The organism is Clostridium sp. Marseille-P299, assembly GCF_900078195.1.
Taxonomy (GTDB): domain Bacteria; phylum Bacillota; class Clostridia; order Lachnospirales; family Lachnospiraceae; genus Lachnoclostridium.
The window spans coordinates 431,402-455,000 of record NZ_FJVE01000005.1 but is presented as its reverse complement, the minus strand read 5'-3'; the positions used below and the strand labels follow the sequence as shown (position 1 = coordinate 455,000).

The window sequence follows — 23,599 nt, the reverse complement described above, 5'->3', positions numbered from 1 at the left end:
TCGCTTGACGTAACTTGTCAGCGCATTAACTAGTATAGCAAAGAGAAAAATGTTTGTCAACTGTTTTTTTAAACTTTTTGACAAAAATATCTCTTTTTATTTAATTGCTTTAAAAATTGCAAAAATAAAGGGTATTTCATTATATAAGTATATCCATTTATCCAATGAAAGCTTAGGTACTGATATTAAAATCACAAAATAATAAGGATTATTGCAAAACACATGCAATAATCCTTATTATAACCATACTTGTTAAAATAATGTATGATATATTTAATTATTCTGAAAATAATGGAGTAGATAAATATCTCTCACCTGTATCTGGTAATAATACTACAATGTTCTTACCTTCATTTTCTGGTCTCTTTGCGACTTCTGTTGCTGCCCACAATGCTGCACCTGAGGAAATTCCCACAAGTAGTCCCTCTGTTCTTGCAATTAATTTACCAGTAGCGAATGCATCTTCATTCTCTACAGTAATTACTTCATCATATATTTTTGTATTTAATGTATTTGGAATAAATCCAGCTCCGATACCTTGAATCTTATGAGGACCAGGAGTTCCTTTTGATAATACTGGAGAACCAGTAGGCTCTACAGCAATGATCTTAATATCTGGATTTTTTGACTTTAAGTATTCACCTACACCTGAGATTGTTCCACCTGTACCAATTCCTGATACAAAAATATCTACTTTACCATCTGTATCTTCCCATATTTCAGGTCCAGTTGTGTCTTTGTGTACTTGTGGATTGGCTGGATTATCAAATTGACTTGGAATATAAGAGTTTGGTATTTCGCTTGCTAACTCTTTCGCTTTTTCAATTGCACCTTTCATACCCTTTACACCTTCGGTAAGAACAAGTTCAGCTCCATATGCCTTTAATAGATTTCTTCTTTCAATACTCATAGTTTCTGGCATTGTTAAAATGATTCTATATCCTCTAGCTGCTGCCACAGAAGAAAGTCCAATACCTGTATTTCCACTGGTTGGTTCAATAATTACAGAACCTTCTTTTAAAAGTCCCTTGCTTTCTGCATCATCTACCATTGCTTTAGCAATTCTGTCTTTAACACTACCTGCTGGGTTAAAATATTCAAGTTTTGCTATTAATTTAGCTTTTACATCTTGGTTTGCTTCATAATTACTTAATTCAAGTAAAGGTGTCTTTCCGATCAAATCTGTTAAACTTTTTGCTATACTCATTTTCTTACCTCCAGAATAATATGATATATTTTGAACTATAATTAGTTTCTATAATAATTAGCCTTTAAACTTATAGTCTTTAAACAATTGAATTTTTAAAATCTATACTTAATGCTAGTTTCATTCAATCATTATACCGTGTTTAAGGAATAAATCCCACAAATTCTTGTTTATTTATAGTTAATACGTATTTTAGATATTATATTCATCATTGTGTATTATAATATCATTTCCTTTGTTATTTTTTAATTATATACAATTAATAAAATGGTTTTAATTTTTTATTATGTAATTGAGTTGCTAAAGAAATATACTTTTCTTTTGTTTTAGAAAATTATCCTCCTTTTAACTTCATTCATATCAACTTAGTATGAATTAAATTATATTTCATTAAGTTTTCTTTGTCAATACTATTTTGAATAATTTTTCCATTTTTTAATTTTATTTCTTAACAAAGTAAAAAAAATAGTTACTGCATTTTATTTATGCAATAACTATTTTTTCACTTTAGATAACATAATCATTTTCAGCAAGCATCTTTTGTCGTTCTACCAAATCCTCAAGTGTTATATTATCTACTACCTCATTAACTGCATCATTTATTCTAGTATAAACAAATGCTGTTGCACAACAACCATAACGACTGCAGTCACTAATTTCCTCTTCTACACAAGAAACAGGTGCTAGACTTCCTTCAATTAATCTAAGAATCATACCAACTGTATATTCCTTAGGATCCTTTGCAAGACGATAGCCACCTTGTGCACCACGAGAACTTTTAACAAATCCAGCTCTGCTAAGTTGAGTTATAATTTGTTCTAGATACTTATCGGAAATTTCTTGCCTTGCAGCAATACTCTTTATTGTAATAAACTCGCCTGTATTATTAATTGCTAAATCAAGCATAAGGCGAAGTGCATAACGCCCTTTTGTTGAAATTTTCATAAATTCCCCGCCTTTCAAACTATATAGTACTATAATTATCACAATTAGAAAAGAAAGTCAATATAATCCTATCAGATTAATATGATTTGTAATTTTCTATTGCAGTATCATATAAATTATTGCCTTTACTATCAATTACAACAATTGCGGGAAAGTCCTCTACTTGTAATTCTCTAATAGCTTCTGTACCAAGATCATCATAAGCAATTACTTTAGACTTGAGAATGCATTTTGATAGTAATGCTCCTGCACCACCAACTGCTGCAAAATATACTGAATTATTTTTAACCATTGAAGAAATAACTTCTTTACTTCTTCTTCCTTTTCCAATCATCCCTTTCAGGCCCATATCAAGTAATGTTGGAGTATACTTATCCATTCTACTACTTGTAGTTGGACCTGCTGACCCAATGACTTGATTTTCTCTAGCAGGAGTTGGGCCTAAATAATAAATAATCGCATTATTTATATCAAATGGAATTTCTTTATTTTCTAATACAGCCTCATACATTCTTTTATGAGCAGCATCTCTAGCAGAATAAATCGTACCAGTAATATAAACATAATCTCCAGATTCAAGATTTCTTACTTTTTCATCGGTTAATGGTGTTGTAATGTATTTTTCCACAAGAATTATCCTTTCTGTTATCCTTTATCCACAAATTTAGAAATCAATCAACAAATATTGTTAAATGATTCTTGTGATATGTCTGTTTACATGACAACATATATTTATTCCAACAGGTAGCCCAGCGATATGGGTTGGATAGGTTTCAATATTTACGCCCAAGGCAGTAATTCTTCCACCCAATCCTCCAGGACCAATTCCTAATTTATTAATCTCCTCTAAAAGTTCCTGTTCTAATTGCCTAATATGAGGTAGTTCCGATGGTACATTTAAATCTCTTGTTAATGCCTTCTTTGCAAGAATTGCGCATTTTTCAAAGCTTCCACCGATCCCTACACCAACAACAATTGGAGGACAAGCATTTGGTCCTGCAAGTCCGACCGTCTCTAATACCGCTTTTTTAACTCCTAACAAACCATCGGAAGGCTTTAACATGATTACTCTACTCATATTCTCACTACCAAAGCCTTTAGGAGCTACAGTAATTTCAATGGAATCGCCTTTTACAATTTCGTAATGAATAATGCCAGGTGTGTTGTCTTTTGTATTTTCACGTAATAAAGGATCTGAAACAACTGATTTTCTTAAATACCCTTCTTGATATCCTCTTCTAATTCCTTCATTGATTGCATCTTCTAAAAGCAGCCCCTGGATATGTACATCTTGGCCCAGCTTTACAAATACAATTGCCATACCCGTATCTTGACAGATTGGAATCCGATCTTCTTTTGCAATAACTAAATTTTTTTCTAATTGCTCTAATATTTGTTTACCAAGGGAAGATTCTTCTTGTTGCTTTGCATTTAAAATTTGTTTTTCAACATCTTCTGCCAAAACAAGATTTGCTTTAATACACATATCCTTGATATTTTCAATAATCTCATCGGTATGAATTACTCGCATCTAATATTCCCTCTACTTTCTTTTTTAGAAATTGAATAAATTTATCCTAAAATAAATCGATACCAGATATAAAATTTGAAATTAACAAAAACTATATCTGGTATCATTTTAAATTCTATTACTCTTCTGAGTCTTCTTTATCTTCCATTGCACGATCAATTAATTTAGATAAATCATCTGATTGTACATTTTTATCTTCTTGTACTTCTAATTCTTCTTGAGATTCTTCCTCAGAATCATCTTCAATTATTTCAGGAATATTCTCTTCTTCTAATTCCTGTTCTAATTTTTTAATAATAGCATCTTCAGAAGACTCATTAATACTATCTTTTACCTTTGCAAAACTAGCAACACGTATATCATTTTCGGTATCCATATCAATTAATTTTACACCTGAAGTAATTCTTCCAAGTTTGCTAATTCCATCCACTGCTAAACGAATAACAATACCTTCGTTTGTAATCATAATGATTTCATCGCCATCATCAACAGCTTTTGCACCAATTACATTACCGGTTCTCTCAGTGATTTTATAGCATTTTACACCTTTTCCACCACGTCTTTGAGTTGTAAATTCATCTAGATCTGTAAGTTTACCAAGGCCATTTTCAGAAACGGTTAGAAGATAATCTCCTTGTGTATGAACTTGCATTGCAACAACTTCATCGCCATCACTTAATGTCATACCGATTACACCCATTGAAGTTCTTCCCGTAGATCGAACATCTTTTTCATGGAATCTAATACACATACCATGCATTGTAACAAGTATAATATCTTTTTGACTATTCGTAGTTTTTACCTCAATGAGTTCATCGTCTTCTCTTAGATTAATTGCCTGAAGTCCTGTTTTACGAATATTCTGATATTCTTTTATTTTTGTTTTCTTTACAATACCAGACTTTGTTGCCATAAATAAATAACGATTATCTTTGTACTCTTTTAATGCAATAATAGCAGTTATTCTTTCTTCTGGCATCAATTGAAGCAAGTTAACGATTGCCGTACCTCTTGCTGTTCTTGAGGATTCTGGTATTTCGTATGCTTTCAAACGATATGCACGTCCTTTATTTGTAAAGAACATGATATAGTGATGGGTTGTTGTCATAAACAAGTCTTCGATATAATCTTCATCTATGGTTTGCATTCCCTTAATACCTTTTCCACCACGATGCTGACTCTTGAAGTTATCAATTGTCATTCTCTTGATATAACCAAGTCTTGTCATTGCAATTACTGTATTTTCATCAGGAATTAGATCTTCCATGGAAATATCATATTCATCAAAACCAATTGCTGTTCTTCTATCATCACCATACTTATCACGAATTACAGTGATTTCTTGTTTGATGACACCAAGCAATAATTTTTCATCAGAAAGTATTGCATTGAATTCTGCAATTTTTTTCTGCAATTCTGCAAATTCACCCTCTAATTTTTCTCTTTCTAAACCTGTTAATGCACGCAATCTCATATCAATAATTGCTTGTGCTTGTACATCATCAAGTTTAAATCTCTCAATTAAGCCTTCTTTTGCAATGGCTCCATTTTTTGAAGAACGAATAATATGAATTACTTCGTCAATATTATCAAGTGCTATTAAAAGACCTTGTAATATATGAGCTCTTTCCTGTGCCTTGTTTAAGTCATAAATTGTTCTTCTTGTAACAACCTCTTCTTGATGTTTTAGATAATATCCTAACATTTCAGGAAGTGACAATACTTTTGGTTGCTTATCTACTAAGGCAAGCATAATTACGCCAAAGGTATCTTGAAGTTGCGTATGTTTATATAATTGATTCAATATTACATTTGCATTTACATCACGTCTTAGCTCAATACAAATTCTCATACCTTGACGATCAGACTCATCTCTTAACTCTGTAATGCCATCAATTTTTTTATCTCTTACTAAGTCCGCAATTTTTTCTATAAGCCTAGCTTTATTTACCATGTATGGTAATTCAGTTACGACAATTCGGTTCTTACCATTTTGCATTGGCTCAATATCTGTAACTGCACGGACTCTTATTTTACCTCTACCAGTACGGTATGCTTCATCAATTCCTCTTGTACCTAGGATGATACCACCAGTTGGGAAGTCCGGTCCTTTAACTATTTCAAGTAATTCTTCAATGCTTGTTTCTTGACCTAAAACTTTATTATCAATAATTTTTATTACGGCATTAATAATCTCTCTCATGTTATGAGGAGGTATATTGGTTGCCATACCAACTGCAATTCCGGAAGTACCATTCACTAATAGATTTGGGAATCTTGAAGGTAATACTACTGGTTCTTTTTCAGTTTCATCAAAGTTTGGAGAGAAATCAACTGTATCTTTATTGATGTCAGATAGCATCTCCATGGATATTTTACTAAGTCTTGCTTCGGTATAACGCATAGCAGCAGCGCCATCACCATCCACAGAACCAAAATTTCCATGTCCATCCACTAATGGATATCTGGTAGACCATTCCTGTGCAAGATTAACTAAAGCGCCATAAATAGAGCTATCACCATGAGGGTGAAATTTACCCATTGCATCACCGACGATACGTGCGCATTTACGGTGAGGTTTATCTGGTCCATTATTAAGCTCTATCATTGCATATAAGATTCTTCTCTGTACCGGTTTTAATCCATCTCTTACATCAGGGAGTGCTCTGGCTGCAATAACTGACATGGCATAATCGATATAGGATGTTTCCATTGTCTTTTTAAGGTCGACATCATGCACCTTGTCAAAGATATTCTCGTCCATTTTATTTCCTCCGTTGTTTTATCGTTTTAAGTAAAACTAAAATATTTTATATTTTTCTAAACATCTGAGTTCTTTATATTTTTATTTTACCTTTTTCTAAAATGTTTTAGTTTTACCCAAGCGAAACATTTCGTTATAAGGTTATCACTAGATGTCTAGGTTCTTAACATATTTTGCATTTGCTTCAATAAATTCACGTCTAGGTTCAACGTTATCACCCATTAGTGTTGTAAATGTCATGTCAACTTCAGACGAAGTTTCTTCATCAATCGTTACTCTTAAAAGAACTCTATGTTCTGGATCCATAGTTGTATCCCATAACTGTTCTGCATCCATCTCTCCAAGACCTTTGTAACGTTGGATTTTATTATTTTGATCTCTTCCAACTTCTTCTAAAATCTTGTTAAGTTCTTCATCACTGTATGCATACCAAGTTTGCTTGTTCTTCTCTAACTTGTAAAGTGGTGGCTGTGCAAGGTATACATAGCCTTGACGAATCAATTCAGGCATGAATCTGTATAAAAATGTTAAAAGCAAAGTACTAATATGAGCACCATCAACATCGGCATCCGTCATAATAATAATTTTATGATAACGCAATTTAGAAATATCAAAGTCATCTGAAATTCCTGTTCCAAATGCAGTAATCATTGCTTTTATTTCATTGTTGACTAAAATTTTATCAAGTCTTGATTTCTCAACATTTAAAATTTTTCCACGTAAAGGTAGAATTGCCTGAGTTGCTCTTGATCTAGCAGTTTTTGCAGATCCACCCGCAGAATCCCCCTCAACGATATAGATTTCACAATTTTTTGGGTCTTTATCTGAACAATCCGCCAATTTTCCTGGTAAACTCATTCCTTCAAGGGCAGTTTTTCTTCTAGTAAGATCCCTAGCTTTTCTCGCTGCATCTCTAGCACGTTGTGCTAAAATGGATTTTTCTAAAATTGTTTTCGCAACTGCTGGATTTTGTTCAAGAAAATAGGTTAATTGCTCACTAACGATTCCATCAACTGCACCTCTAGCCTCACTATTTCCCAATTTTTGCTTGGTCTGTCCTTCAAACTGAGGCTCAGGTAATTTAATACTAATGATTGCAGTAAGTCCTTCTCTAATATCTTCACCAGAAAGATTTGGCTCATTATCTTTTAACAATTTCATTTTTCTTGCATAATCATTAAAAGTTTTTGTAAGTGCATTTTTAAAACCTGTATAATGAGTACCACCTTCAGGTGTTGTAATATTATTTACAAAACTATAGCAATTTTCGCTATAAGAGTCATTGTGTTGCATAGCTACTTCAACATAAACTTTATCCTTTGTACCTTCACAGTAAATAATATCTTGATAAAGTTTTTCTTTGTGCTTGTTTAAGTACTCAACATATTCCTTAATACCACCTTCGTAGTGGAAATCTTTTACAACCTCTTCTTCTTCTCGCTTATCTCTAAGAATAATTTTTAAGCCCTTTGTAAGAAAAGCCATTTCTCTTAAACGTTGCTTTAAAATATCATACTCGTAAATTGTTTCTTCAAAAATTGTGCTATCAGGTAAAAAAGTTACCGTAGTTCCAGTTCTATCAGAAGTACCAATAACCTCCAGTGGAGTTATAACTTTTCCCTTTTCATATCTTTGTTTGTACATTTTTCCATCAACTTCAACAACTACCTCAAGCCATTCGGATAATGCATTAACAACAGATGCACCTACACCATGCAAACCTCCAGAAACCTTGTAACCTCCACCGCCAAATTTTCCGCCTGCATGCAAAATTGTAAAAACAACTTCAACCGTAGAAATACCTTTCTTTTTATTGATTTCTACTGGAATACCACGACCATTATCAATTACGGTAATGGAATTATCTGGATTGATAGATATGTCGATTGTATCGCAATATCCTGCCAACGCTTCATCTACTGCATTGTCAACAATTTCATAAACCAAGTGGTGCAATCCCCTACTTGATGTGCTACCAATGTACATACCAGGTCTTTTTCTAACTGCTTCCAATCCTTCCAGTATCTGTATTTGATCAGCTCCGTAATCTTTGCTCATATCTATCCTCCTGCTTTCTTACCGCAAATATCTATTTGCTCCTTCACTGTACCATTTGTTACTTGAAATACTTTTTCTGTTTGAATTCTGCTGTTTACAAATTCCTCCATTCCAGTACAAGTAACTATAGTTTGTATATTATCTATACTGCTAAGCAATTCTGTTTGTCTGTTTCTATCAAGCTCAGATAACACATCATCCAACAGTAAAATAGGATTATCGTTAATGGTATTTTTTACCATTTCTATTTCTGCAAGTTTTAAGGACAATGCTGAAGTCCTTTGCTGTCCTTGTGAACCGAACTTTCTAATATCCACATCATTTATTTTAAAACTCAAGTCATCTCTATGTGGTCCATAGTTTGTAACTTTAAGTGCAATATCTCGTTGAAGAGATGTCTGAAGTTTATTACTAAAGTCATCAAAAGATACATTTGGTTCATAAGATACAGTTAGTGTTTCTTTTCCAGAACTTAACTTTTTATGTATCTCAACGACTATTTCATTTAACTTTTTTATAAATAATTCTCGTGTTTCAATTAATTTCTTTCCAAAAGTAATTAATTGTTCATCCCACACATAGATTGTATCCAATAAATTTTGTTTAAAAACAAGCTGCTTTAACAAATTATTCCTTTGGTTTAAAACCTTGTTGTAATTTATCAAATTATGCAAGTAAATTTTATCCAGTTGGCACAACTCCATATCAATAAACCTTCTTCTCTCACTTGGGCCACTCTTTATTATTGATAAATCCTCTGGAGAAAAGGATACCACATTGACAATTCCAAACAAATCCGCAGATTTTTTTATTGGTAAACCGTCAATTGCTACCCCTTTTGGTTTATTTTTTTTCAAATGCATGTCAATACGATGATCAATACCATCTCTTGATAAGATCATTCTTATATGGGATTCGTCTTTGTCAAGTTTAATAATCTCTCTATCTTTGCTACCTTTATGTGATTTTGTCGTCGAAGCTAAATAAATTGCCTCTAAAATATTTGTTTTTCCTTGCGCATTATCACCATAAAAAATATTAGTATTTTCAGATAATTCGATAGATAAATCATTATAGTTTCTAAAATTATTCAATTCAAGAGATTTAACAAACATCCCTACACCAACTATTCTAATTTATTTTAAATTTATAGGTCAAAACTTTGCACAAATTAAAAATTTGTACAACAAAAAGAAGTATACAAATCTGGATAATTTTTAAATTTGTACCTTAGTTATCCACAATCTTTAGTTTTGATTAATACAATACCACAAAAATTAGGAATTGACAATTTCAATTTTGTCATTGTTATATTCTACTATATCACCGGCATGTAATTTTTTGCCTCTTTGATATTCAACTTGGCCATTCACTTTTACTAATCCATCGAGTATAACTTCTTTACTTTCTACACCTGAATCCACAAAACCTGCAGCTTTTAAAGCTTGTCCAAGTTTAATAAATTCTTCTCGTAATACAATTCTTTCCATCGAACCATCCTTTTGCCTAATGAGCGGCAGCGTTAAAATTTACTGGTAAAATTAAATAAATATAGGTCTCATCCTTGTCCTTAATGTAACATGGTGCTTTTGGATTTATTAAATAAATTGTTATTTCCTCATCATCAATAACTCTTAAAGCATCGATTAAAAATTTTGGATTAAAACCAATTAAAATATCTTTTCCTTCTTTGGTGATATCAATTTCTTCATCCATGGATCCAATCGTAGAATTGATTTTTAATTCCATGGTTCCATCATTGATACCAACAATGATAGGTTTTTTCTCTGTTTCTTTTATCAAAAGTGTTGCACGATCGATACAACTTAAAAATTCTTTTTTATTAATTGTTACTTTTGTTTCATAATCTGCTGAAAGCATCTGGTTAATTTTGAAATATTCACCTTCGATTAAGCGAGATAATACCAATGTATCATCAAATTCAAATAAAATGTGCTTTTCAGTAAAGTAAATAGATACCTCATCTGATATCTCACCTGATAAAATTTTACTTACTTCGATTAAAGTTTTTCCTGGAACAATAACCTTAGTTGGTTCAAATGCTTCTTTTAACTCAATTTTACGAATTGATATTCTATGACCATCCAAGGAAACGACTTTCATTTCATTTTCATTAATTTCAAAAAGTTCACCAGTCATAATCTTATTACTTTCATTATCCGAAATAGAAAAGACTGTCTGACGTATCACTTCTTTCAATGAAAATTGAGAAATTGTTAAAGCAGATCTTTTTTCAATCTTAGGTAAAACAGGAAATTCATCTGCTGATTTTCCAGATATCGTAAACTTAGATTTTTCACATGTTATTGTAGCCATATAATTACTATCTGTATCAATAGTTACTTCGTTATCAGGGAGCTTTCTAATTATCTCAGAAAAAACCTTAGCGTTTATTGCTATTGTTCCTGAACTTAAAATTTCACCTTTAACAATTGTTTCAATACCAAGTTCCATATCATTACCAATTAGTTTAATAGTTGATTCACTTACATTAATCACCATACATTCTAAGATTGGCATTGTTGATTTGGCAGGAATTGCCTTTAAAACAATATTAACACTATTCAACAAATCGGACTTTTGACATTTGATTTTCATATTGTGTATAACTCCCTTCGAGAAATTTGCATATATAAATAATAAATATTTATGTTAGTAATAGTAATAGGGGTTGTGAATTTGTGCATAAGTGTCTCAAACCTATATACACAATTGGTTTATAGAATTTATAAGTATGTGAATAGTTATCAAGATGTTAAAGTATACATTTTATGGTAAATGGGGTGAAAATAAGTTATCAAAAGCCTATTAACATACAAACCACAAAGTGTACACTTTTCATTGTTGATAAAACTACATGAGTTTCTTCTATATATAATATATAGGCAAACGAAAATAAACCACAATAAAACTATTGCGGGTTTATCTTCTTAATTAGTACATCCATCGTATTTTGAAATGTAACATCCTTTTTTAAATCCTTTTCTATTTTATTACAACCATGTAATACAGTAGAATGATCTCGTTTTCCCATCATTTTTCCGATATCCGTAAATGATAGTGATGTTAGCTTACGGCATAAGTACATAGATACTTGTCTAGGGTAAGCAATATTACGGCTTCTATTATCGGAGTAGATTTCCTGAGGGGTTGTCCCAAAGTGTTCGGCAACAACATCAACGATTAAATCAAGGGTTACAGTCTTTTTGTTATCTGGAGATATTAAGTCTTTTAAGGCTTCTTCCGCTAAAATAACATCTACCTCTTTTTTCTTTAGACGAGATAATGCAACTATTTTAGTTAAAGCGCCCTCTAATTCACGTATATTGGATTTTATATTAGAAGCAATGTATTTCATAACTTCGTCATCGATAGTTAAGCCATCCAACTCTTCTTTTTTCTTTAAAATAGCCATTCTTGTCTCATAATCTGGAGATTGAATATCAACGGTTAATCCCCATTCGAAACGTGATCTTAATCGCTCTTCTAATGTTAGAATATCTTTTGGTGGTTTATCTGATGAAATAATGATCTGTTTTTTAGATTCGTGCAAAGTATTAAAGGTATGGAAGAATTCTTCTTGAGTTCTTTCCTTACCTATAATAAATTGAATATCATCTATTAGTAAAACGTCAATATTTCTATATTTCTCACGAAACTCGGTTGGTGTGGAATCCGCATTACGGATGGATTCGATTAATTCATTCGTAAATTTCTCACTTGTAACATATAAAACCTTTGAATTAGGATTTTGATCTAAAATATAATGTGCAATGGAGTGCATTAAGTGAGTTTTTCCAAGTCCAACGCCTCCATAAATAAACAGCGGATTGTAAATTTCAGCTGGTGATTCCGCTACTGCTAACGAAGCTGCATGAGCTAAGTTGTTATTCGCACCAACAACGAAAGTGTCAAATGTATATCTTGGATTTAAATAAGAAAGACTTTCATTTTTCACTTTTGTAGTTGATGATGTGGATTTTTCCTCACTTTTTGTTTGACTGAGTAAGATAAAATCAATTTCAAAATCTTTATTAACAACTTCAGCAATTGCTGTTTTTAAAAATAAGGAGTATTTGTTTTTAATAAAATCCAAACTATTCGCTCCGATTTTGGAATCATCCACAGATAACTTAATTACATTATCTTTAACATCATAAACCTGTAAAGGTAGTAACCACGTTTTGAATGAAACTTCAGTTACATTATATTCAATTTTAAGATATTCTAGTATTTCACTCCATTTTTCTTGAATTAAGCCCTTCATAAAAAAACCGTGCCTTTCTAAATATGTGTATGAATATTTCATATGGAATTCATATTGATAAAACTTTTGAAAGCTTTGCTTTAATGTTATCCAATAAAAATATTACTACGGGGTAATTGAATGTGGAAGAAAAATTGCGCAAAGTGAATATCTTAACTACCACTATAAAAATCCATACACATATAATATATAACATAACTGTTAATATTTCAATGACTAATATCATTTCATGAACATAACTTTTGCATTTTTGGCGAAGTTATACACATTTTCAACTAGAATATACACATCATGTTAATAATAATGTTAATATTATCAACGTAGACAAATTGCTTTAAAAGGCGTATAATTTTATCAACAGTATTAATAATTAACACAAATGAACAAAGTTATCCACAATTCATCCACTTTTTGTGGATAAGTGGGGATTATTTACCCACATATGTGCATAAACTAAGAAAAAATGTGAAATATATGAGGATAAGTAAAAAGTTATTCTTATAAAAATTAAAAAAGTAAATAATTACTTGACGAGAGTTTGCTTTCCTACTATAATAGTAATGCTATTTAAAATAGAGGAAATAGGCTTACCATATATATTGGTTACAATCAAAGGAGGTGTAGTTCAATGAAAATGACATATCAACCTAAAAAAAGATCTAGAGCAAAAGTTCATGGTTTCAGATCTAGAATGAGTACTGCTAACGGAAGAAAAGTATTAGCAGCTAGAAGAGCAAAAGGTAGACATAAATTATCAGCATAGGTCGCATTCAATGTGACCTTTTCTTGAAGAATGGACAGTATAAAGTTTTATTTAAGTACAAGATACTTTTTCCTATTATATATAAGTAATAATTGGATCGAAATAAAACAACTGTCTAATATTCTTCTATAACAATAAGTTTGATAATTTATATAATTAGGAGTTTTATCATTGATAAAATCATTAAAAAACAGTAATGAGTATGGCGTTGTTTACAGAAAAGGTAAGTCTTACGCGAATAAGTATTTGATAATGTATGTTATGAAAAACGATTTAATGGAAAATCGTTATGGAATTTCTGTAAGTAAAAAGGTAGGGAATAGTGTAGTTAGACACCGTATTACTAGGCTTATTAGAGAAAGTTATCGTTTGAATGATTCTATGTTTAATAGTGGTTTAGACATAGTTGTAATTGCAAGAGCTAGTGCTAAGGGAAAAGGATATGAAGAAATAAATAGTGCCGTATTACACTTAGCAAAATTGCATCGAATTATAGTAGAAAAGATGATAATATCAGAATGAAACGGTTATTAATTAGTTTAGTTAAATTTTATCGAAAGTATTTGTCTCCTTTAAAGAGAACACCTACTTGTAATTTTACGCCAACTTGCTCTCAATATGCGCTTGAGGCTTTGGAAAAGTATGGCGCTATTAAAGGAACATATCTAGCCATAAGAAGAATATTAAAGTGTCATCCATTTCATAAGGGAGGATTTGATCCCGTTCCATAGGATGGCTTTTTTATAGTACCTACAATTCTAGGTGGCATTAAGGAGGAAAATCAGTTGGATTTACTGTTTTTAACACAGCAGACAGGATTTTTAGGTCCATTTGCATGGGTAATGGGGAAAATTTTAAATGCAATCTATGAATTTCTATCATTATTTCAGGTAGAAAATATTGCATTGTGTATTATTTTATTTACTTTTGTTACAAAGATGTTAATGTTGCCTCTTACAATCAAACAACAAAAGGGAGCAAAGTTATCAGCGAAAATGAATCCTGAATTAACAAAAATTCAGGCAAAATATAAAGGGAAAAAAGACCAAGAGTCCATGAGAAGACAGCAATTAGAAATGCAAGAGGTTTATGAGAAGTACGGGACAAGCCCTATGGCTGGTTGCTTACCACTTTTAATTTCTCTTCCAATTTTATTTGCGTTATATCGTGTAATCTATAAGATACCAGCATATGTTAATGATGTTTATAGCATGTACGAAGGAGTTGCTTTAGCAGTTCAAAGTTTACCATCTTATGAAACTGTTTTTAAAGGCTTTATAGAGGCACATCCAGTAGCTAATGTTATTGCTAATAGTGATTTTACTACAAAACAATTAATCGATATATTTGGTAATTTTAATACAGGAAACTGGAACGCATTCATGAACTTTGACGGGTTTAAAACGATTGTTAGTTCCGTTCAAGGAAATATTGATGATATTATTCATGTGAATAAATTCCTTGGTAATTTAAACATTTTAGATGCACCAGGATATACATTTCCAGGTATCTTAATACCTATTTTGTCCGCGTTATCTCAATGGTTAGTTACTAAATTAAGTACTGCAAGTACACCTACAAATAAGGGAAATGATATAGACAATCCAGCAGCTCAGAGTTTAAAAACAATGAATACGGTGATGCCAATTGTATCAGGTATTTTTTGTACTTTCCTACCAATTGGTGTAGGTATTTACTGGGTAGCAGGTAGCGTATTCCAAATAGGTCAACAATTTTTCATCAATAAATATATGGATAATATGGATCTTGATGAAATGATTGAAAAGAATGTTGCAAAGTCTGCAAAGAAAAAAGAAAAGATGGGAATTGCTACAGGAAATACAATGGCAGGAGTAGCTAAGACATCTACGAAAACTTTAGATATTAAATCTACGAATACTTCCTCAACGAATAGTACGATAAGTAAAGAAGCTTCCAAATATAAAAAGAGTGAGGTATCCTACAGTTCTAGCAGTATTGCCGCTAATGCTAATATCCTTAAGAAAAGGAATAGTGATAAGGGGGACAAATAATAATGGAAGATTGGAAAGAGTTTACTGGTAAAACAGTAGATGATGCATTAACAGAAGCCATAATTCAATTAGGAACTTCGATTGATAATGTGGAATATGAAGTTGTTGAAAAAGAATCAAAAGGCTTACTTGGAATGTTTAGTAGACCAGCGAAAATACGTATTAAGATTAAGTACAGTGTTGAGTTAGCTGCTAAAACATTCTTAGATAAAGTTTTTAAAGCAATGAATATTGACGCTAGAGCAGAAGTAACTTATGAGAAGGAAGAGGATAATGTTACGATTAATGTTGTTGGAAATGATATGGGTGTTCTAATTGGTAAAAGAGGACAAACATTAGATTCCCTTCAATATTTAACCAGTCTTGTTATTAATAAAAATAGTGAGGGATACTTAAAGGTCAAATTAGATACAGAGAATTATAGAGAAAGAAGAAAAGAGACCTTAGAGAATTTAGCGAAGAACATAGCTATGAAGGTTAAGAAAACTCATAAGACTGTATCATTAGAGCCAATGAATCCTTATGAAAGAAGAATTATTCATTCTGCATTACAGAATGATAAATATGTGGAAACACATAGCGAAGGGGAAGAACCTTACAGAAAGGTAGTTATTACACTTAAAAAGGGAGTTTTTAACCCAAAAACGAATAACTCCAGAGCTTATAACTCAAAAGAGTATAGTTCAAATAAACCTAACAACTCAAGTAAATTAGGTAATAACTATAATAAAAAATACAACAAAAATGAGTTTCATAAAAAGTACGGTGGCAATAGTAAAGATTATAGTGATGACTATAAAAAAGACTATGCTGCATATTTAGAATCAAAAGCTGCAGCGAAAGCGAATGCAGAAGCAGTTACTTTCGTCGATAAAGATACTAAAGCTGAGGATTAACTAAATAGAGGGAAGGGCTGTTATGTGAGTCAGGAAGGACTTATGCAACAGCCCTATCTTAAATTAAAGGTAACGATTCAGGACTACGTCCTTCTTAGTCACAAGATGCACACAAATCACAAAATGCATGTGATTTTGCGCAAGCTATTCTCGGGATTTTCCATAGAATACGTGCAAAACACCTCGCGGGAAACTACCTACTGAATAGTTACAATTAAAAATACAATGTTAATAGGTTTTATATAACTTTAAACAGGTCATCAATTTGAAAGGCAAGGTTTTATGATGAAATCGGATACTATTGCTGCGATTGCAACTGGAATGAGTAATGCTGGAATTAGCATAGTTCGTATTAGTGGTGATCAAGCATTTACAATTATAGATAAGATTTATAAATCAAAAGGTGGAAATAAAAAACTATCTTCTATGGACACACATACAGTACACTATGGATATATCGTTGATAACGAAGATATTATTGATGAAGTCATGGTAGTTCTTATGAAAGCTCCAAAAAGTTATACAAAAGAAGATTGTATTGAAATAGATTGTCATGGTGGAATTACAGTAACGAAACGAGTACTTGAAACTGTAATAAAATATGGTGCAAGACCAGCAGAACCTGGAGAGTTTACAAAACGAGCATTTTTAAATGGACGTATTGATTTATCTCAAGCGGAAGCAGTTATAGATATTATACATGCTAAAAATACTATGGCTTTGGAAAACTCAATCAACCAATTAAAAGGAAATGTTTTAAATCGTATAAAAGTAATTAGAGATAATATATTACATGATGTTGCTTTTATAGAGGCAGCCCTTGATGATCCTGAACATATGAGTTTGGATGGTTTTAGTGAGACATTAGAGGAGCATGTAAGAAGCAATTGTAAAGAGATTGAGCAATTATTAAAGTCAGCGGATAATGGTAGATTAATAAAAGAAGGAATTAAAACAGTAATCTTAGGAAAACCAAATGCGGGTAAATCCTCATTAATGAATTTATTAGTTGGTGAGGAAAAAGCAATTGTTACTGATATTGCTGGAACAACAAGGGATGTTTTAGAAGAAACGATATCACTGGATGGAATTTGTTTAAATGTATTTGATACGGCTGGAATACGAGATACAAAAGATGTTGTTGAAAAAATCGGTGTTGAAAAAGCAATGAACATAGGTAAGAATGCCGATTTAATCATCTATGTGGTAGATGCATCCATTGAATTAGATGAGAATGATGAAGAAATTATAGATTTTATTAAAGATAGGAAAGCAATTGTTCTGTTGAATAAAAGTGACTTATCTTCTAAGGTATCAGAATCAGAAATTGAACAAAAAACGGGAAAGAAAGTAATCCGTGTTTCTGCAAAAGAAGAGACTGGCTTTGATCTTATGAAAAATGAAATTCAAGAGATGTTTTTTAATGGAAAACTACAGTTTAATGATGAGGTTTATATAACCAATGTTAGACAAAAAGCAGCATTACAAGATGCTCTTGATAGCTTAAATCAAGTATTACAAAGTATAGAAGCAAATATGCCAGAAGACTTTTATTCTATTGACCTTATGAACAGCTATGAGGTACTAGGAAGTATCATTGGTGAGTCAGTAGATGAGGATTTAATTAATACAATATTCAAAGAATTTTGTATGGGGAAATAATGAATTGCAGTTATTAGAAAAGAGGATTAGAGGATGGCTTATATATATGATAGCTATGATGTTGCAGTAGTTGGAGCTGGTCATGCTGGATGTGAGGCAGCTTTAGCATGCGCAAGACTTGGATTAAAGACAATTATGTTTACGGTAAGCATGGATAGTATTGCATTAATGCCATGTAATCCGAATATAGGAGGTACTTCAAAAGGCCATCTAGTGCGAGAAATTGACGCATTAGGTGGAGAAATGGGGAAGAATATTGATAAGACATATATTCAATCTAAAATGTTGAATCAATCGAAAGGTCCTGCAGTACACTCACTTAGAGCCCAGGCAGATAAGCAAGATTACAGTACAGCAATGCGTAAAGTAGTTGAAAATACTGAAAACCTAACACTAAAACAAGCAGAAATAACTGAGATATTAACAGAGAATAATAAGGTTACAGGTGTTAAGATGTACTCTGGTGGTATTCACCCTTGTAAAGCAGTAATTCTTTGTACCGGTGTTTATCTAAACGCAAGATGTATTTATGGTGAAGTTAGCAATTATACTGGACCAAACGGTTTACCATCAGCAAACCACTTAACACAATCTCTTATTGATTTGGGAATTGAAATGTATCGCTTTAAGACAGGTACCCCTGCAAGAATTGATAAAAGAAGTATTGATTTTTCAAAAATGGAAGAGCAATTTGGTGATGAGAAAGTAGTTCCATTTTCATTTACAAATCGTCCAGAAGATATTATGAAAGATCAAGTTTCTTGCTGGTTAACTTATACCAATGAAGAAACACATAAAATCATAATGGAGAATATTGATCGTTCACCACTATATTCAGGAAGTATTAAGGGAACAGGACCTAGATACTGCCCTTCAATTGAAGATAAAGTAGTAAAATTTGCAGATAAAAATAGGCATCAGGTATTTATTGAACCAGAAGGAAATTATACAAATGAGATGTATATTTCAGGTATGTCTAGTAGTTTACCTGAAGATGTTCAAATTAGAATGTATCGTTCAGTTCCAGGCCTTGAGAATGCGAATATTGTTAGAAATGCATATGCAATTGAATACGATTGCATCAATCCAATGCAATTAAAACCAAGCTTAGAGTTTAAAAATATTGAGGGCTTATTTAGTGGCGGTCAGTTTAATGGAAGTTCTGGTTATGAAGAGGCAGCAGCTCAAGGTTTAATTGCTGGTATTAATGCAGCAATGAAGCTTCTTGATAGAGAACCAGTAATTTTAGATCGTTCCCAGGCTTATATTGGAGTATTAATTGATGATCTTGTAACAAAGGAAACACATGAACCATATCGTATGATGACTTCAAGAGCAGAATACCGCTTAATATTAAGACAGGATAATGCTGATTTAAGATTAACTAAGATTGGTTATGAAGTTGGTCTGATTGATGAAGAGAGATATCAAAAGTATTTGATGAAGCAAGAAATGATCAATAAAGAAATGGAACGTTTAGAAAATACACCAATCGGAGCAGCAAAAGAGGTTCAAGAGATTCTAGAAAGCCTTGGAACAACAACATTAAAGACAGGTACTACATTAGCAGAGCTTGTAAGAAGACCTGAGCTTACGTATGAGATGATAGCTCCACTTGATAAGGAAAGAGTTGAAATTCCGGATGATGTCATCGAACAGGTGAATATAAATATTAAGTATGATGGATATATAAAGAGACAGATGCATCAGGTAGATCAATTTAGAAAACTTGAAGGTAAGAGAATTCCAGAAGATTTAAATTATCAAGATGTTCCTTCTCTACGAATTGAAGCAAGACAAAAATTATCACAAATTCGTCCTTTATCCGTTGGACAGGCATCAAGAATTTCTGGAGTATCACCTGCTGATATTTCTGTATTACTTGTGTATTTAGAACAGTTAAGAAGAAAATAAATTAGTTTCTTAGTAAAGTATTAGATATAATAAATTTTAACGAGAAGCTATTTAAGAAAGAGGAATATATGAGAAATAACGAAATATTTCTTAAGGGATTAGAAGAATTGAATATTCATTTATCTGAATATCAGTTAGAACAGTTTGAGAAGTATTATGAACTATTAATTGAATGGAACTCCTTCATGAATTTAACAGCAATTACAGATTATGAAGAGGTTTTAGTAAAACATTTTTTAGATAGTTTAGTAATATCTAAGGTTTGGAATCCTGAAGATAAAAAGAGAGTTTTAGATATGGGAACTGGAGCTGGATTCCCTGGAATCCCTCTAAAGATTGCTTACCCAAATTTAGAAATTGTATTGATGGATTCTTTAAATAAAAGAATTAAATTTTTAAATGAAGTTATTACTACACTTGATTTAAAAGATATAAAAGCAATTCATGGAAGAGCAGAAGAGTTAGGAAGAAATAAAGAGTATCGAGAAACATTTGATCTCTGTGTTTCAAGAGCAGTGGCAAGATTAGTATCCTTAAGCGAGTTCTGTATACCATTTGTAAAGAAATCTGGTTATTTTATACCGTATAAATCGGGTAAAATTAAAGAAGAATTGGAAGAAGCTAAGAATGCGATTCAATTATTAGGTGGAAAGTTAGTTTTAGAAGAAAGCTTTCTATTACCAAATACTGATGTAGAGCGTACGTTAGTAGTGATTAATAAGGTAAAAGAGACCCCTTCTCAATATCCAAGAGGTGGAGGGAAGCCTTTAAAAGCTCCATTAATTAAAACGATATAGAAAAAAATAGACTATTGAAATAAAACATTTTACTGGTTCACTTATTTCTCATGTTTTCAAAAGTTTGTTATATGAAGAAATACGATTGGCAGCAGGGTAAAATTATTTCAATAGTCTTATTTTATGCAAAAGTGCTTTGACAATATTAAACTTATATGTGAAAATATAACTATATAACAAAATCAATATAAATTATAAGGGGAATTATATGTACATTAAGGGAAAAATGAAAACAAATCAAGATGATTTAACGGATGTGTATTATATCCGTCAAAAAGTTTTTCAAGAAGAACAAAAGATTCCGGAATTGCTTGAAAGGGATGAGTATGATAATCAAGCATATTTTGCAGTGGTCTATAAAGTGGAAGAATCTTTGGATTTAAAGGAAACGATGAAAGCAATTGCAACAGGAAGATTGATTTGTGATAAGGAGAATAATTTTAAAATTGGAAGGATTGCAGTATTGCCAGAAGAAAGAGAAAAGCAATACGGAGAAATGATAGTGAAGATGTTAATTAATAAGGCATTCACACTTGGAGCAAACGAGGTGTATGTCGGTGCTCAGACTCATGCAATCGGATTTTATGAGAAGATGGGTTTTATAAGTTGTGGAACAGAATATATCGATTTAGGAAAAAAACACTTAAAGATGTTAATTAGTTCAAATAGTGTAGTGGAAAATTGCAAAAATGCATAAATATGTAATAATATTGTATTTTGTATAAATTCTTTGAAGTTTATGTCGATATATATTATTATTAATTAATATTGGAGATTTACTTAATGGAAGTTAAAATTAACAACACTAAGAATATAAATGATAATCTGGAAGTTGCAAAAAAATTCATTTTTGGGAAGAAAAGATTATTAGAAGAACAATTCTTAGAGCATAAAGAAGAACTTGATAAGATAAATCAGGAATTAATAGAAATAAGTAAATTATTGGAAAAAGAAAAAGAAAATAAAGATGTAAACCTTTCGTTATTCTCACCTTATTCTCGTGAAGCAATGAATCAGACAGAGTGTAAATTGCTTGAAAAAATCAGAGATTATAATGATAGAATAGCAAAGCTTAATATATTAATTGAAGAAGAGAGGGGGGAATTAGAAAATTATAAAGTACTTGAAGAAGTCATTGATGAAAGAAAAGATGGTTTACAAGAGTTAAATATATCTACACCCAATGAGCATGAGACTAGCAATGATACAAAAATTGAGAATACATGTTCAGCAGGAAAAATTGGTAATATTGTCATTGATGCTCAAGAGCTAGAGCGAAATCGAATCGCTAGAGATCTACATGATTATACAGTTCAAAACTTAACTGCATTAGTTCATAAAGCAGAATTATGTACGAAATTAATTGATATTGATCCGATACGTATAAAGCTTGAATTAGTTTCAATGATAGAAGTATTACGAACCACGATTAATGAAATGCGAGCTATTATATATGATTTACGTCCAATGTCTTTAAATGACCTTGGATTAGTACCAACGATTGAGGCATTATTAGAAGATATAAAAAGCAAAACTTCTGTGCAAACATTTTTAGTTGCAAATAAAGAAGTATGTGGCATACCTTCAATAATAAATTTGACGTTATATCGTATTATTCAAGAGGCTTGTAATAATGTAGTGAAACACGCAAATGCCGCTACAATTAAAATTAATCTAACATATTTTGTGGATAAACTACAATTAGAAATTAACGATGATGGTAATGGATTTGATATAAACTCTGTCATGAATGATAAAAACTGTAATAGTAGAAATTTTGGTTTGTCCATTATGAAAGAAAGAGTTAAACTATTAAATGGTGAGATCTGTATAGATTCAAAGATACATCAAGGAACAAAGATTAAAATTGTAGTACCATACTGTAATAATGAGGAGGAGCATACCAAATGAGTGTAATTAAGATTATAATTGCAGATGATCATTTAATGGTAAGGGAAGGTTTAAAACAATTACTTGAACTTCAGGGAGATATAGAGGTTATAGGACAAGCAGATGATGGAATTCAGTGTCTAGATATGATCAATAAGTTAAAACCAGACGTTGTATTACTTGATATTAATATGCCAAATATGAATGGAATACAAACATTACAGGTTTTAAGACAAAATCAAAATAAAATTAAAGTCCTAATATTAACGATTCATAACGAAATTGAATACTTATTAAAAGCGGTTGAAATCGGAGTGGATGGATACGTACTAAAGGATTCAGATTCATCTGTATTAAAGAAAGCTATTATGGCTGTATATGAAGGGGAGACATATATAGAACCATCGTTAACACCGTTAATGAAAGATCGCCTTGAAAAAATAAATAAACAAAATGATGATGAAATCCTTACAAGAAGAGAAGTTGAGGTTTTAAAGTTATTAGCAGAAGGTTTATTTAATAAAGAAATTGCATACAAGTTATCTATAAGTGAGAAAACGGTTAAAAATCATGTATCAAATATTTTTAAGAAAATTGGAGTATTTGATCGAACACAGGCAGCAGTTTATGCAATTAAGAATAATTTTGTAGACTTATTTTAATAGGAAGGGAATGTTTCACGTGAAACATTCCCTATTATTTTTAATGGAAATATTATATGGGTTAAAATGTAGAATGTTATATAGGTTTAATTTGAAATGCTAAATAGTTTGTAATGTAGAAAACATATAATCATCAGTGTAGAATGGCATATAGTTTTTAATGTTGAATACTAAATAGTTTAAATGTAG

21 protein-coding genes are annotated in these 23,599 nt (G+C 31.5%); 11 read left to right on the top strand and 10 right to left on the bottom strand.

The genetic code is table 11. The annotated features are described in order from the left end of the window. Positions 1 to 277: 277 nt before the first annotated feature. The 10 genes from cysK to dnaA all read right to left on the bottom strand — a co-directional run bounded on the left by cysK (position 278) and on the right by dnaA (position 12,793). Positions 278 to 1,207, bottom strand: a complete 930-nt coding sequence (gene cysK / locus BN4220_RS03835; RefSeq protein WP_066713857.1) for a cysteine synthase A — start codon at positions 1,205 to 1,207, stop codon at positions 278 to 280. 507 nt (positions 1,208 to 1,714) lie between these two features. After that, on the bottom strand, positions 1,715 to 2,152 hold the full coding sequence (locus BN4220_RS03830) for an RrF2 family transcriptional regulator (protein WP_066713854.1): 438 nt from the start codon (positions 2,150 to 2,152) through the stop codon (positions 1,715 to 1,717). A 76-nt stretch (positions 2,153 to 2,228) separates the two neighbouring features. Next, positions 2,229 to 2,780 (bottom strand): Fe-S-containing hydro-lyase, encoded by a 552-nt coding sequence (locus BN4220_RS03825; RefSeq protein WP_066713850.1) that lies wholly within the window; start codon positions 2,778 to 2,780, stop codon positions 2,229 to 2,231. 60 nt (positions 2,781 to 2,840) lie between these two features. Beyond that, positions 2,841 to 3,683, bottom strand: coding sequence for a fumarate hydratase (locus tag BN4220_RS03820; protein WP_066713847.1), 843 nt, complete (start codon positions 3,681 to 3,683; stop codon positions 2,841 to 2,843). Between the two features lie 118 nt (positions 3,684 to 3,801). After that, positions 3,802 to 6,447: a DNA gyrase subunit A gene (gene gyrA / locus BN4220_RS03815; RefSeq protein WP_066713843.1), complete on the bottom strand. Its 2,646-nt coding sequence runs from the start codon at positions 6,445 to 6,447 to the stop codon at positions 3,802 to 3,804. 147 nt (positions 6,448 to 6,594) lie between these two features. Then, a complete protein-coding gene (gene gyrB, locus BN4220_RS03810; protein ID WP_066713839.1) occupies positions 6,595 to 8,505 on the bottom strand; it encodes a DNA topoisomerase (ATP-hydrolyzing) subunit B in 1,911 nt (636 codons plus the stop codon). A 2-nt stretch (positions 8,506 to 8,507) separates the two neighbouring features. Then, the gene (recF, locus tag BN4220_RS03805) at positions 8,508 to 9,620 is read right to left on the bottom strand and encodes a DNA replication/repair protein RecF (protein WP_066713835.1); all 1,113 of its coding nucleotides are present in this window, start codon (positions 9,618 to 9,620) and stop codon (positions 8,508 to 8,510) included. Positions 9,621 to 9,782: 162 nt separating this feature from the next. Then, a complete protein-coding gene (locus BN4220_RS03800) occupies positions 9,783 to 9,995 on the bottom strand; it encodes an RNA-binding S4 domain-containing protein (RefSeq protein WP_066713833.1) in 213 nt (70 codons plus the stop codon). Between the two features lie 16 nt (positions 9,996 to 10,011). Further along, positions 10,012 to 11,124, bottom strand: a complete 1,113-nt coding sequence (gene dnaN, locus BN4220_RS03795) for a DNA polymerase III subunit beta (protein ID WP_066713830.1) — start codon at positions 11,122 to 11,124, stop codon at positions 10,012 to 10,014. Between the two features lie 313 nt (positions 11,125 to 11,437). After that, positions 11,438 to 12,793: a chromosomal replication initiator protein DnaA gene (dnaA, locus tag BN4220_RS03790; protein ID WP_066713826.1), complete on the bottom strand. Its 1,356-nt coding sequence runs from the start codon at positions 12,791 to 12,793 to the stop codon at positions 11,438 to 11,440. Positions 12,794 to 13,421: 628 nt separating this feature from the next. Here dnaA and rpmH point away from each other — a divergent pair. From rpmH to BN4220_RS03735, 11 genes are all read left to right on the top strand, one after another. Beyond that, positions 13,422 to 13,556, top strand: coding sequence for a 50S ribosomal protein L34 (gene rpmH, locus BN4220_RS03785; protein WP_066713821.1), 135 nt, complete (start codon positions 13,422 to 13,424; stop codon positions 13,554 to 13,556). A 171-nt stretch (positions 13,557 to 13,727) separates the two neighbouring features. Next, positions 13,728 to 14,078, top strand: coding sequence for a ribonuclease P protein component (gene rnpA, locus BN4220_RS03780; protein ID WP_066713818.1), 351 nt, complete (start codon positions 13,728 to 13,730; stop codon positions 14,076 to 14,078). Then, entirely contained in the window at positions 14,075 to 14,287 is a 213-nt protein-coding gene (gene yidD / locus BN4220_RS03775; RefSeq protein WP_066713814.1) for a membrane protein insertion efficiency factor YidD, read from the top strand. The genes rnpA and yidD overlap by 4 nt, the downstream gene beginning before the upstream one ends. A 54-nt stretch (positions 14,288 to 14,341) precedes the next feature. Beyond that, positions 14,342 to 15,589, top strand: a complete 1,248-nt coding sequence (locus tag BN4220_RS03770; protein WP_066713811.1) for a YidC/Oxa1 family membrane protein insertase — start codon at positions 14,342 to 14,344, stop codon at positions 15,587 to 15,589. A gap of 2 nt (positions 15,590 to 15,591) precedes the next feature. Then, positions 15,592 to 16,485, top strand: a complete 894-nt coding sequence (jag, locus tag BN4220_RS03765; protein ID WP_066713809.1) for an RNA-binding cell elongation regulator Jag/EloR — start codon at positions 15,592 to 15,594, stop codon at positions 16,483 to 16,485. Positions 16,486 to 16,770: 285 nt separating this feature from the next. Then, positions 16,771 to 18,147, top strand: a complete 1,377-nt coding sequence (gene mnmE, locus BN4220_RS03760; RefSeq protein ID WP_066714031.1) for a tRNA uridine-5-carboxymethylaminomethyl(34) synthesis GTPase MnmE — start codon at positions 16,771 to 16,773, stop codon at positions 18,145 to 18,147. A gap of 33 nt (positions 18,148 to 18,180) precedes the next feature. Beyond that, on the top strand, positions 18,181 to 20,061 hold the full coding sequence (mnmG, locus tag BN4220_RS03755) for a tRNA uridine-5-carboxymethylaminomethyl(34) synthesis enzyme MnmG (RefSeq protein WP_066713806.1): 1,881 nt from the start codon (positions 18,181 to 18,183) through the stop codon (positions 20,059 to 20,061). Between the two features lie 68 nt (positions 20,062 to 20,129). Next, positions 20,130 to 20,858 carry a 16S rRNA (guanine(527)-N(7))-methyltransferase RsmG gene (rsmG, locus tag BN4220_RS03750; protein ID WP_066713803.1) on the top strand — a complete coding sequence of 243 codons (729 nt, stop codon included), beginning with the start codon at positions 20,130 to 20,132 and terminating at the stop codon, positions 20,856 to 20,858. A gap of 208 nt (positions 20,859 to 21,066) precedes the next feature. Next, positions 21,067 to 21,555, top strand: coding sequence for a GNAT family N-acetyltransferase (locus BN4220_RS03745; RefSeq protein WP_066713801.1), 489 nt, complete (start codon positions 21,067 to 21,069; stop codon positions 21,553 to 21,555). An 86-nt stretch (positions 21,556 to 21,641) separates the two neighbouring features. Continuing rightward, positions 21,642 to 22,769: a sensor histidine kinase gene (locus tag BN4220_RS03740; protein ID WP_066713798.1), complete on the top strand. Its 1,128-nt coding sequence runs from the start codon at positions 21,642 to 21,644 to the stop codon at positions 22,767 to 22,769. Continuing rightward, entirely contained in the window at positions 22,766 to 23,410 is a 645-nt protein-coding gene (locus tag BN4220_RS03735) for a response regulator (protein WP_066713795.1), read from the top strand. Before BN4220_RS03740 ends, BN4220_RS03735 begins: the two co-directional genes overlap by 4 nt. The last annotated feature ends 189 nt before the right edge of the window (positions 23,411 to 23,599 follow it).